This window comes from Paenibacillus sp. BC26, assembly GCF_900116125.1.
GTDB lineage: Bacteria > Bacillota > Bacilli > Paenibacillales > Paenibacillaceae > Paenibacillus_Z > Paenibacillus_Z lignilyticus.
In genome coordinates this window covers 2,591,633-2,604,046 of the sequence record NZ_FPAD01000001.1, presented here as the reverse complement: position 1 = coordinate 2,604,046, position 12,414 = coordinate 2,591,633, and the positions used below count along the sequence as shown (strand labels likewise).

13 protein-coding genes are annotated in these 12,414 nt (G+C 50.0%); 10 read left to right on the top strand and 3 right to left on the bottom strand.

Annotation, left to right across the window (positions count from 1 at the left end; genetic code table 11):
- Positions 1 to 12: 12 nt before the first annotated feature.
- The gene (locus BM412_RS11325; protein WP_091217668.1) at positions 13 to 879 is read left to right on the top strand and encodes a LysR family transcriptional regulator; all 867 of its coding nucleotides are present in this window, start codon (positions 13 to 15) and stop codon (positions 877 to 879) included.
- A 266-nt stretch (positions 880 to 1,145) separates the two neighbouring features.
- Here BM412_RS11325 and BM412_RS11320 read toward each other — a convergent pair whose 3' ends face one another.
- From BM412_RS11320 to BM412_RS11310, 3 genes are all read right to left on the bottom strand, one after another.
- Complete coding sequence (locus tag BM412_RS11320; protein ID WP_177245779.1) at positions 1,146 to 1,943, bottom strand: HAD family hydrolase; 798 nt, start codon at positions 1,941 to 1,943, stop codon at positions 1,146 to 1,148.
- A gap of 66 nt (positions 1,944 to 2,009) precedes the next feature.
- Positions 2,010 to 3,305: a UDP-N-acetylglucosamine 1-carboxyvinyltransferase gene (gene murA / locus BM412_RS11315; RefSeq protein ID WP_091217663.1), complete on the bottom strand. Its 1,296-nt coding sequence runs from the start codon at positions 3,303 to 3,305 to the stop codon at positions 2,010 to 2,012.
- Positions 3,292 to 4,110 carry a DeoR/GlpR family DNA-binding transcription regulator gene (locus BM412_RS11310; RefSeq protein WP_091217660.1) on the bottom strand — a complete coding sequence of 273 codons (819 nt, stop codon included), beginning with the start codon at positions 4,108 to 4,110 and terminating at the stop codon, positions 3,292 to 3,294. The genes murA and BM412_RS11310 overlap by 14 nt, the downstream gene beginning before the upstream one ends.
- A gap of 132 nt (positions 4,111 to 4,242) precedes the next feature.
- Between BM412_RS11310 and BM412_RS11305 the strand changes: the two genes are divergently transcribed.
- The 9 genes from BM412_RS11305 (at position 4,243) to BM412_RS11265 (ending at position 12,335) form a co-directional block, all read left to right on the top strand.
- Positions 4,243 to 5,253 (top strand): aminoglycoside phosphotransferase family protein, encoded by a 1,011-nt coding sequence (locus BM412_RS11305; RefSeq protein WP_091217657.1) that lies wholly within the window; start codon positions 4,243 to 4,245, stop codon positions 5,251 to 5,253.
- A 39-nt stretch (positions 5,254 to 5,292) separates the two neighbouring features.
- A complete protein-coding gene (locus BM412_RS11300; protein ID WP_091217655.1) occupies positions 5,293 to 6,054 on the top strand; it encodes a GNAT family N-acetyltransferase in 762 nt (253 codons plus the stop codon).
- Between the two features lie 28 nt (positions 6,055 to 6,082).
- Positions 6,083 to 6,694: a nucleotidyltransferase family protein gene (locus BM412_RS11295; protein ID WP_091217653.1), complete on the top strand. Its 612-nt coding sequence runs from the start codon at positions 6,083 to 6,085 to the stop codon at positions 6,692 to 6,694.
- Entirely contained in the window at positions 6,687 to 7,433 is a 747-nt protein-coding gene (locus BM412_RS11290) for a P-loop NTPase family protein (RefSeq protein WP_091217650.1), read from the top strand. The genes BM412_RS11295 and BM412_RS11290 overlap by 8 nt, the downstream gene beginning before the upstream one ends.
- 79 nt (positions 7,434 to 7,512) lie before the next feature.
- Positions 7,513 to 8,793 carry an erythromycin esterase family protein gene (locus tag BM412_RS11285; protein WP_091217647.1) on the top strand — a complete coding sequence of 427 codons (1,281 nt, stop codon included), beginning with the start codon at positions 7,513 to 7,515 and terminating at the stop codon, positions 8,791 to 8,793.
- Between the two features lie 92 nt (positions 8,794 to 8,885).
- Positions 8,886 to 9,236: a VOC family protein gene (locus BM412_RS11280; RefSeq protein WP_091217644.1), complete on the top strand. Its 351-nt coding sequence runs from the start codon at positions 8,886 to 8,888 to the stop codon at positions 9,234 to 9,236.
- A 189-nt stretch (positions 9,237 to 9,425) separates the two neighbouring features.
- The gene (locus BM412_RS11275; RefSeq protein WP_091217641.1) at positions 9,426 to 10,805 is read left to right on the top strand and encodes a DUF6298 domain-containing protein; all 1,380 of its coding nucleotides are present in this window, start codon (positions 9,426 to 9,428) and stop codon (positions 10,803 to 10,805) included.
- Position 10,806: 1 nt separating this feature from the next.
- Positions 10,807 to 11,685: a GNAT family N-acetyltransferase gene (locus BM412_RS11270; protein WP_091217638.1), complete on the top strand. Its 879-nt coding sequence runs from the start codon at positions 10,807 to 10,809 to the stop codon at positions 11,683 to 11,685.
- An 89-nt stretch (positions 11,686 to 11,774) separates the two neighbouring features.
- Positions 11,775 to 12,335, top strand: a complete 561-nt coding sequence (locus BM412_RS11265; protein ID WP_091217635.1) for an FAD-dependent oxidoreductase — start codon at positions 11,775 to 11,777, stop codon at positions 12,333 to 12,335.
- Positions 12,336 to 12,414 lie beyond the last annotated feature (79 nt).

Sequence of the window (12,414 nt, the reverse complement as noted above, 5' to 3'; positions counted from 1 at the left end):
AGTGGTGACGATATGGATCTTACTTATTTTCAGACCTTTCGCGAGGTTGCGTTTCATCAGAGCTACACCAAAGCAGCGGGAGAGCTTGGTTATGCGCAGTCCAGCGTTACGATGCAAATCCAGAAGCTCGAGCAGATGTATGGGGTAAAACTGTTCGAACGGTTCGGTCGAGGACTAAGGCTTACGCTGGCAGGAGAGGAACTGCTCAAGATTTCCGTTCAAATGCTGAATCTGTTTGAACAGTCGAAGGGGATGCTGGCCGTTCAAGGCGGGGGAATAATGACGATCGGGACGATTGACTCCCTTGCTTCGTATTATCTGCCGCCATTTATTCAGCATATGAGGGAGCGGTATCCGGCACTTACGATCCGAATCCAGCCGGATCGCGAAGCTGCCATCGTGGAGAAGGTGCGAGAAGGGGAGTACGATCTCGGACTGTTATTGGAAAATAAGCCGGCTCATTCCCCGCTGGCTTGGACAGCCATACGTGAAGAGCCGTTGGTACTGGTAACAGGCGCCGGGCATCCTTATGCGGCGGTTGAAGCCATAAACCTAGCGCATCTTCAAGACGCGGAGTGGCTGATGTCCGAGCCGAGCTGCAATTATCGGATGATGCTGGAACGTGTTTTGCAGGAACAAGGCATCTCGTACCGCGTTGGTTTGGAGCTCGGGAACCCGGAAGCCATTAAGCGCTGTTTAAAGGCCGGCTCCGGAATAGCTCTGCTGCCTAGAATGGCTGTGCAAGAAGAGATTGATCGCGGAGAGTTGGCCGTACTGCCTTTCTCTCATGCGGATATCAGATTGGACTTGCAGCTTATTCTTCACCCGAAGAAATGGATCTCCCATGCCTTACAAGACTTAATCGAATTGCTGCACTAAGGGGTGGCTGGCGTGCTTCATAAATTAGGTTTTTCAGCTGAGGATCGCTTGTTAATTATTAATGCGGACGATCTGGGAATTACCAGCGGGACGAATGAGGCTGTCTACGCCCGAGCTAGAAACGCTCACAGCCTGCGTGCGTGAAAGGGAGATTGAATATCGACTGTTAATGGACGAGGATGTCAGACATTATCTGATGAGAGAAGCGATTCAGCTTGTTTCATGGAAAGAGATTAGAGATTTGCAGAGAAACCACCTATAAATGACTAGCTGACATCTGCTTCTAACAGAAGTTGTTCCAATACGAGAGCCACGCCGTCATTATCATTCGTATCCGTAACCTTATACGCTATTTCTTGCAGCTCGCGAATGGCATTCCCCATGGCAATCGGATAACCGCAGATTCGGAACAAGCCGAGATCATTGTAATCATCGCCGAATACGATAATCTGTTCCGCAGTGATGTTTAAACGGGAACAAACCATCATCAACGCTTGCTCTTTGGTTGCTTGGACGGACATGATCTGAACGAGTTGACCGGCATCGGTGTGGAGAATATTCGCGCGCTTGCCATATTGGTTTACCAGCTCATCCACGGCATTGAAGTTCGTCACCAATAACTTTGAAGCTGCCAGCGAAGTAAGCTCCCTTAACGAGAGTAACTCAGGTCTATCACGTACTTTAATCAAGGCACTGTAATCCAATTCCTTATTGCTATACCATTTATCGCTGGCTTCCACTGAAATCTGAGGCATGCATTCACACGACTCGAAATAGGCGATGAGCTCGCCGAGAAGCGATGGATCCAGCGGAAAATGTTCATGCATCTCTAAACGCTCGCTTACGACCAGTGCTCCATTGTAATAAATCATAATGCCCAGATCTAATAATTCGGCAGGCAGGAGCTGCATAATCGCGCGAGGCGGTCGTGCGGTAGCGATAATGACGGGGATATTGCGTTCGCGGCATTGCCTCACAGCGCGTAAGTTGCGAGGGCTTACTTCTTTATTGGAATTTAAGAGCGTACCGTCGAGGTCGAGAACAATAGCAGCTGCTCGCATCATGGATCCCATCTCCTTGTAGCAAAGAGCAGTCTGCCGGTGCGGCAGACTGCTCTTATACCCGATTTATTATTTCGTACCCGTGATCAAACTGTGAGCGGGCTTTTCATTGCTGTCAAACATACTGATGTTCGCACCAAGGGAACGGAAGGAGCCGACTACATCCTCATAACCGCGATCGATATGCTGGACGCCTGCAATTGTGGTTGTACCTTCCGCACGCAATCCGGCAAGGATCAAGCAAATGCCCGCCCTTACATCCGAAGCGTGCACCAATGTACCGTGCAATACGTTGCCACCGTTAATAGAGGCAACGCCGGAGCGAATCTTTATATCCGCTCCCATGCGGATAAGTTGGTGGGCATGATTGAAGCGAGCCGGATAGATCCGCTCGCCGATGATGCTTTTGCCGCGGGCTTGGGTAAGCAATGCGGTTAAGGGCTGCTGCAGATCGGTTGCAAAACCCGGATACATGGCCGTTCGCACTCTTGTCGCACGAAGGATACCGGTTGAATGAGCGGTAATGGCGTTATCGTGCACATCCAGCTCCATCCCGATTTCGCGCAGCTTCGCTAAGCAGGAAGAGAGATGCTCGGGAATCACATTGTCCACGGTAACCGAACCGCCGGTAACGCCGGCAGCCATCAAGAACGCACCGGCAATCAGTCGATCCGGTATAACGGTATAGGAACCGCCGTGCAGGGAGGCAACTCCTTCAATGCGAATGGTATCCGTGCCGGCACCGGTTATCTTGGCACCTAATAAATTAAGCAAATTCGCGGTGTCCGTGACTTCCGGATCACGTGCCGCATTAAGCAACACCGTCGTGCCTTTTGCCCTTACAGCGGCCATCATGACGTTAATCGTTGCGCCGCACGTAATCATATCAAAGTAAATCGTCGCACCATGAAGCTCCTTGGCTTCAACGGTGTATGAGGTTGGTTTAAATGTGAATGAGGCGCCCATCATCTGCAGCGCTTTAATATGTTGATCCATTGGACGGCTGACGAAGTCATCTCCGCCCGGATATCCGACGGAAACCTTGCCGAACTTAGCCAGGAGCGAACCGACGAAATAATACGCAGCGCGGAAAGAAGACGATTTGACAGGATCGAGCACAGTGCTCGTAATATTACGAGGGTCCATCGTAATGGCGCCTGATTCATGATGCTCGACTTGAAGGCCGATTTCACGGCTTATTTCATAGATAACCCGTAAATCCGCAATGTCCGGAATACCGTGAAGCGTGACCGGCTCATCGGCCAAACAAACTGCTGCAAGCAGTGCCAGCGAGCTATTCTTGGAACCGGGGATATGAACGCTGCCATGAAGAGAGTCAGACCATTCCACTTTAATTGCTTTCATCGTTTACGCCTCCGCTTGAATAGTGTTCATCGGCAATGATGACATTGACGTTACGGTTCTCGCATTCCTGAATAAATGGATCGGGAGCCTTCTGGTCGGTAATAAGCAAGTTAATCTGCTGCAAGGGGACAGAGGTGGCAAAGCTTCGGAAGCCGATTTTCTCATGAGGAGCAAGACAAATTCTTCGCTGAGAGGCATCGGCGACAGCGCGAATTAATGCGGCATTCTCGGGTGTTGCGACACTGATGCCATTCTGTGCAATGCCGCCGCCCGTAATAAATCCGATATCGAAATTAAAGCGGCCGATCATTTCGACGGCAATGACATCGATTAAGCTTTCACCGGCAGCCCGAAGCTTGCCGCCAACAAGGTAGGCTTCAATATGAGTCATGGATCGTATAGTTTCTGCAATCATAAGTGAATTCGTGACAACGGTATAAGGAAAGTCAGAGGGCAGAAATTTCAGCATGCCGTACTGAATGCCGGCTCCGCCAATAAAGATCGTGTCGTTCCGTTGAATGTAAGAGGCCGCTAATTTGGAAATGGCGTTCTGATGCGGCGCGCCTTCCCCGTAGCGAATGTTCTTCGGCTGCGGTTTGGCACGTACTTTATGCGATTCGTTCGGAGCAAGCGGAATCGCACCTCCGTATGTTTTCTGAAGGAGACCTTGCTCCTTCATGATGGTTAAATCGCGGCGGATAGAATCGATAGAAAGCTGGAATTGTTGGGCTAGCTCTTGTGCGACGACTCTTCCGTCCTTGGCGAGCATCTCCAGGATGCGCTGCCTTCGTTCCTCAGCGAGCATTGTGACCTCCGCGGCGTTACGTTTAGTAGAACTCTTTTGCCTATATCCTATTCCGTATTGTTCATTATTGTCAACCGGATTATTCGGTTTTCTTCATGGTTGTTCATGATTAGTGACGAAAAGGAGAAGAACATGAATATAACACGCAATGAATTATGTATTCGGCAGTGGGCGGAGTCAAATGCCAGCTCATTGGGACTGCAGCAGGGGACTGAAATCAAAGTTACTTATATTTACAATCCCGGCGGATTTGTGAATCAGTCCTATCGGATATCGGATGGGAAGACGATGAGGCATCTCAAGCTCGCACCTGACGCGAAAATGCATCGACTCCAGCAATGGGCCGCTGTCAGTGAACAGCTGTCGAACCGATATCACGCTCCCCGGCTAATCAGTGAAATAAGAGACGAGATCATACCCGATTATCGATATGGGCTGGTGTTCGAATATATTCATGGCGAATCGTTGACATCGACCGCGACTCCGGCGGATGCAATTCCGAAAGTGCTGATCAAGCTGCATCAGCTGCATGGCGATCAAGAGCTGGCATCGTCGCTGGTGCGAAGTGAAGAAACGTTTACATATGCGGACGCTTTCGCTGACGCTTATATATCACGCTTCCGGGAAGATATGGTTACGATTAGAGAAGGGAAGCATTTGCTTCACTTTGTAACCGAGGAGACGCTGGATTGGTTTGATGCCGAGATTGAAGCATTGCGAACGACCGTATATGCTCATCCGGCTTTCCGCAAAGCCGCAAACGATGTTGTGCACAATGATCTGGGCTGGAACAACGTCCTGGTGGATGAGCTTCAAGAAATTTGGATGATCGATTGGGATGACTTGTCTGCTGAAGGCGATGCGGCGATGGACTATTCCGTTCTGTTATGGCCCTTCTATCACTCGGCTGACTGGCCTTATTGGCAGGCGAAGGTGATTGAGCAAGCAGGCGAGGAGCTATATGAGCGGCTGTCGATCTATTTTCGAGCGAGCCTGCTGGATGACGTGATTGACATACTGGCTGATTACGTGGATTCGGAGACGATACCGGAGCTGAGAGAGAAGACGCAAGCAAGGGCACAGGCGATACATCTGCGCGCCTATCCGGAGTATTTGAGGTTATATTGGCCTGAAACCAAATAAGCTTGTTGTTCCCAAACTTCACTGGAAAGCAGGGATCGTATGGCTTTGATCAGCCGTAACGCTGCCAAACAAATAATGATGGACGTTTTATCAGCTAACTTAGCTTGTTCTACATCCGACCTCACCCATCCGGGAGTGACTTTTCACCTAGCGGAGAGAAGAGAAGGCGCGTTCCGTTTTCCCATTCGCGAGAAATCTCTACAGATTGTCACCGTAGGACAAGGTGCCGTGGTATCATGCAGCTCTGATCGGTTGGATTGGGTACAAGGACAGCTGAAGCAACTGACGCGAGGACAAATCTTCTCGGTCCGAACGCTCGGCACGCTAGATTCTTATGTGCGAGAAAACGATCAAACACTAGCGGGTCCGGATCAGAAATATGTCTGTTCATCGGATGATATCGTCCAATTTGATGTACCGCGCGATATAGAAATCAGGCTGTATGACGAGACGAACGTTTCGCATTTATATTCACAATCCCACTTCAAGCACGCGCTTGCTTTTCGCATGGATAGTCCAAGACCGGATCGATTAGCGGTAACTGCCGAATGCAGCGGGCAGATTGTAGGCATTGCCGGAGCTTCGGAGGATTGTGAGCGGATGTGGCAAATTGGCGTAGATGTTCTTCCCGAGCATCAAGGACGCGGTATTGGAAAAGCGATTGTCGGAACGCTGGCTCGTGCGATTGTAGATAAAGGAATAGTGCCTTACTATTCCACGGAGGTAAGTAATATCCAATCGCGTCAGTTAGCCGTATCATTGGGGTTTTGGCCAGCCTGGACGGAAGTATATGCACGATAGGAGTGCCAAACAAGGGGAGTAGGATGCAATGGCCGAGAAGTCATATTTTGCTCAAAATCAAGATATCGTAAGTCAGGTAGACAGTCTTATCCGGATTGTTCAAATGAACCCCGTTCTTCAGCAGGTATTAGGGAAGTCACAGTCGCTTCAATTGGAGCACTATTACGTCGGGGCAGGCTGTGTGACGCAAACGGTCTGGAATTATCTGTGCGGGCGACCGCTGAATGAGGGCATTAAAGATCTGGACTTTGTCTATTATGACGAGGATTTGTCCTACGACAAAGAGGGAGAGATCATCGACAGAGTCAAAGCCTTGTTCGGAGAGCTGCCTTATGAGCTGGATGTGAAGAATCAAGCTCGCGTTCATCTATGGTATGAGCAAGCATTTGGCTATTCGATTCAGCCGTATGGATCCCTGGAAGCAGCCGTAAATCATTGGCCATCAACGGCGACTGCGCTTGGGCTAAGAAGAGATGCGGATGGCACATGGAAAGTGTATGCGCCATTTGGACTAAATGATCTGTTTGGGTTGATCGTACGAGCCAATAAGGCACAGATCACGGAGCCATTCTATGAGCAGAAAGCAGCGAAATGGAAGGCGAAATGGCCGGAATTAAAGATTATTCCATGGCATGAATAATGAAGTGGAGGAGAGTCGCAGCTGCTTATTTGGCTATTTGAGCTGGAGCTTATTTCCGCAGCTAGTGCCGCCTGAAGAAATCATTCGATATGTCGCGGAAGTAGAGCGCATCATAGAGGGATGTCATCCGCATGTGATTTATTTTCATCAGAAGGATATCGGCAATGCGCTGGCACGAATTTTCGCGCGCAGGCAAGGAGATACAGAGAGTCAGTTCATAGAGGCGACTACTCGGTCCAAGTATGGTCAAGCTCATCAGTTGCGTGGAATCGAAGGAACAGTTGCTTATTGGAAAGCTTATCGGGCGATTACGGACGAGATGTTTGAGCGATTGAACACGGACAAACTGTCGATCGATAATTCGGATGGGGTTTGGCCGGAGTACGAGCTTCTTATCTTGTCATTTCTGGGACTGGAGTCCGGCTTGGATGTTGAGGTCGTGAGCGAGGAGTTGCAGCGATTTGCAGGTGTTTATTATGCAGAGACAGAGTCAGATTCCGACACTACATGCGAGGTGCGATTCGACCGCGACACCGCTTCACTTATTGTTGACCGGCTCCCCCATGTTTGGACGCAAACTCCGCTTATTCCATCAGGGCCTAACGTCTTTGATGTACAGTCCTTGCCGTTACAAGTTCACTTCGCAGAAGAGGATAGCGAACAGGGTATTCGATTGCGATTGACCGGGCCAACGCTGCTAAGCGGGAATGTAGATGTCGTGTTTGTGAAGCAGGCTTAGCAGCCCGTTCATAACTCTTGCACAAATTGGAAAATATAAACTCCATATTTTCTAGCTTGTGGGAAGGGGCCAATGTACGATGAGCGTTTCCGGAAAATCGAACAATCGAGAGGAAATCGTCGATGCGATCAAGCAACGGGCAAACCGATTGGAGCAGCCTGCGGATCTTCTTCATCTCGCGAACGCGTCAGGCGGATCGAAATTTGTGTTACTGGGCGAAGCGAGCCATGGAACGAGTGAGTTTTACACGAATCGGACGGCACTCTCTCAAATGCTGATCGAGCAGCATCAATTCAGTTTCATCGCAGTGGAAGGGGATTGGCCCTCCTGTTATGAAGTGAACAAGTACGTTAAGCATCACCCTGAGGCCAAAGGATCCGTCGAGGAAGTGCTGCAAGCCTTCGACCGATGGCCTTCCTGGATGTGGGCGAACCGGGAAACGGTGGAGCTAATTACGTGGCTGCGCGAATACAACCGGGAGCTGCCCGAGCAATATCGAATCGGATTCTATGGCCTTGATGTGTACAGTCTGTGGGAATCGATGGATGAAATTATCAAGCATCTGAAGAAGACGAATTCGCCGGAGCTAGCTGCGGCGCTGAACGCCTTCTCCTGTTTCGAACCGCATAGCCGGGAGGGTCAGAACTACGGCATGTCTGCTGCTTTCTTCTCGGAGCTGTGCCAGGATGAGGTGCTTCAACTGTTGAAGGAGCTGGAAGCGAAGCGGAATCGAGCCGCAGGCACGCATGAAGCGTTGTTAAATGATGAAATCAACGCGCTGGTTGCCGTTAATGCGGAGCGATATTATCAGGCAATGGTGAAAGGCGGCCCTGATTCGTGGAACATTCGGGATCGGCATATGGTGGAGGCGCTCAATCGCGTGATGCAATTCCATGGTCCTTCGGCAAAAGCCATTGTATGGGAGCATAACACCCATATCGGGGATGCGCGCGCTACAGACATGGAAGCGGACCATATGGTGAATGTGGGTCAGCTTCTCCGAGAGCAAAGCGAAGAAATCGAAGTGTATGCCATTGGTTTCGGAACGTTCAGCGGCACTGTCATTGCAGCCGATGCTTGGGAATCACCGGCTGAAGTGCTGCGTGTACCGGAAGCCCGGCGCGGCAGCTGGGAGGATCTGATGCACGAAGCGGGTCCGTATGACCAGTGGTTAATTTTTCGAGGCACGGATACGGAAGTCTTTCACCATACGTACGGCCATCGCGCGATCGGCGTGGTCTATCATCCGCATTATGAGCGAGGGAATTACGTCCCAAGCGTGATGGCGGAGCGCTATGATGCTTTCGTGTATATCGACCGGTCCAACGCGCTTCAGCCGTTAGTGCCGGCTACGGTGTAAGGTTGAAGAATTATACATACAAATATTTACAACTAAGAACGTATGTTCTATACTGAAGGAGGATGAATTAAGAAGAGACAAGGAGCGATTATATGAACCGCGTCGTATTGTTTGAATTGGGCTCACAAGATCCGGAAGGGGCAACAACCTTTTATTCGAATGTGTTTGATTGGACAATGGGAGACCCCAACTGGGACTATTGGCCGGTGAAGACCGGATCAAGTGAATCGGACGGTATTGATGGTGGAATTGCACGTGCCCCTAAGGATGTTTCACAGCGCGTTCAAGTTACGATTCAAGTAGCGTCCATTGAAGACACCATTGCTAAAGCCGTAGAGAACGGTGCAAAGCTGGATCTGGATAAAATGGATTTCGGCAATTTCTATCTTGCTTATTTGTTTGATCCACAGGGCATTCGGTTTGGACTGATTCAGCACAAATAGCTCCATCATGAATAGCCGGCAACGCCATCTTATCGATCATCCATAAACCCATCGTCATGACAGTGACGTTGGGTTTATTTGCATTTAGCTTGGAACGAGCTTCACCTCACAGGAGGGCTAGTATGCTATGATGAAGATATTTGGGACGGTTCTTTCTGAATAATCAATCATCGGCAGGAGTGAGATCCAATGACGATTACGATTATGGCAAATGGGGTATTAAGAAAGAGCGAGCGGAATCCGAGGTATTTTGAAAATGGTTCGGGAGACATCATTCTGTTAACCGGCTCGCATACATGGGCGAACCTTCAGGATCTCCGATTAGAGGGTGAACCGGCGTTTGATTACGAGGAATACCTCACCATGATGACAGAGAATAACCATAATTTCATGCGGTTATGGCAGTGGGGCCATCCGCTCTATGCACCGTGGACGTTAGATAAGGTATATATCGATCCGATACCGTACATGCGGACGGGAGACCGGGCAGCTCATGACGGGCTGCCCCAATTTGATTTGACGAAATGGAATGAGGCGTATTTTGCCAGATTGCGGGAACGAGTCGTGCAAGCCGGGGAACGAGGCATCTACGTGTCCGTGATGTTCTTCGACGGGTGGTGCCCGAAGAATGCGAGGGCGGGCAGTGATCCTTGGCTCTCGCATCCCTACAATCGAGCTAATAATGGGAATGGCATTCATGGGGATTCCAGCGGCGATGGCCGGACGGATATGTATAGCATGGAAATTCCGGAAGTTGAGGTGCTGCAGCAAGCATTTGTTCGCAAATGCATCGATACGCTGAATGATTTGGACCATGTACTCTTCGAAATTATTAATGAGGTCGAAAACTCGGAGCGTGCACTGAAATGGCATTCCCACATGATTCAGTACGTGCATGACTACGAGTCGAAGCTGCCCAAACAGCATCCGGTCGGGATGACGGCAATAGGAGGTGAGCAAGAGAACCCAATCTTATTTGCCTCTGGTGCCGACTGGATTTCACCTGGAAAAGGACCGAATCGGGAATATCAATTGAACCCTCCTGCCGGCGATGGCAGCAAGGTTATCATTACGGATACCGATCATTTGTGGGGGCATGGAGGAAACTATCAATGGGTGTGGAAGTCATTCCTTAGGGGCTTGAATCCCATATTCATGGACTCGTGGTGCCCGGTTCCGGGTTCTCCGCTGCCGGATTATCCGGGGAATGTGCAGCTGAACTCGCGCGATTATCCCGATTGGGAGCCGCTCCGCCGAAATATGGGCTATATTCGGCAATATGCCGAACGAATCGGCCTCGAACACACGGTACCGAATGAAGAGATCGCCAGTTCCCGTTATTGTCTTATGTCTCCGAAGAACGGTATGCTCGTTTACGCCGAGCACGCTCAAGAGACGGTAACCATCGATCTTCGCGAGGCTCCGGGCAGTTGGCAAGTCGAATGGTTTGATCCCGTGAGCGGCGCTGCCCATTCGGCTGCATCCGTGCTGGGCGGGTCAAAGGTTGATTTTGCGATTCCATTCTCGGGCGGAACTGTACTTTACCTATTTCAAGAGAGGGGTAATTAGCATGATAACGTTTAATCGATTCAGTCAACTTCCGGCTAATGAGATCGTCGCCCTTTGGAACAAGGGCTTCGAAGGGTATTTCACCAATGCGGCCATGAATCTCGATCGTTTTATGGCTCGTACGGTCAGCGAAGGGTTGTCGCTAGAACATTCGCTCGCGATGATCGTGGACGGAGAACCGGCCGGGTTTGTGATGAACGGCTTTCGGACCACGAATGAGGGGAAGATTGCCTGGAACGGCGGTACGGGAATTGCCCCCGCTCATCGAGGTAAAGGCTACGGAAAACAGCTCATGGCGCAGAATGTACAGCTGTATCGCGAACAAAATGTCAATCTTGCACTGCTCGAAGCTATTATTCAAAATGAACCGGCGATTAAGCTCTATCAAGGCGCCGGTTATCAAATAACGGGACAGCTGGTTTGTTCCATACTAGAGGATGCCATAGATCCGAGCTTACTGCTGCCCAGTTTCCCGCATCGGTTTGTGATCAGGCATGCGAAACCGCGCGACGCCGGAATGCTCTCCTTCTATAACCATGATGCCGCTTGGCAAACCGGCTGGCAAAGTTTGAACGATGGAGAATGCTGCATCATCGCTGATGGTGAAGAGCTCGTGGGTTATGCGTTATATAAACGAAATTATAGCGAAGACGGCTCATTGGCTTCTATTGTGCTCTTGCAATGCGAAGCGGCGCCGAGAAGAGCGGATTCAGGGAAGATTCTCAAAGCGCTGCTCAAAGAAGTGTTCAGTCCGCTGGAAATGCCTTATAAACGAATGACGCTAAACATCAGGCATACCCATGATGAACTGCTGGAGCTGTTGGATCGACTTGGGTTTAAGCCTTATATCGAACAGGTGCATATGTCGCTCCGCCTATGATGGACAACTTGCAAGCGCTCTATCGAATGGCTTATGATTGGAATGGAAATGCTGCAATGATCTGTAATTATATGAAGGAGTGATTATTCATGTTCGACATTATCATTATCGGAGCAGGCCCTGCAGGCGCAAGCGCAGGATTATTCGCAGCCAAGGCTGGCAAGAAGACACTTCTGATCGACAGCGACAAGAGTATGACGAAGAAGGCATGGATCGAGAATCATTACGGTCTGCTGGAAACGACAGGTCCTGAGCTCGTGGAGACAGGCAAGAAGCAAGCAGTGAAATTCGGTGCAGAGCTGATTCAAGATACAGTAGTGAATGTTACGAAGAGCGAGAACGGATTCAGCGTCGCGACGGAATCGCAGCAATACGAAGGCAGCCATGTTATTGTGGCAACGGGTATCTCGACAGATCTGGCTGAGAAGATCGGATTGTCGGTCAAAGAAGGCACGGAGCCGCGTATTAAACAAGTATTCGATGTGGATGCCAGCGGGAAATCGAACGTTGCCGGCGTCTGGGTAGCCGGGACGGCGGCCGGCGTTAGCGTGCATACGATCATCACTGCAGGCGATGGCGCTAAAGTTGCCATTAACGTTATCAGTGAATTGAACGGAACGCGTTACGTGGATCATGATTTGTTGAAATAAGCGTAGCTAAATGAAATAGATCGTCTAGAAAAGGAACTACTCTTAGGAGGAGTTCCTTTTGTTTGTGCGCCTGAATACG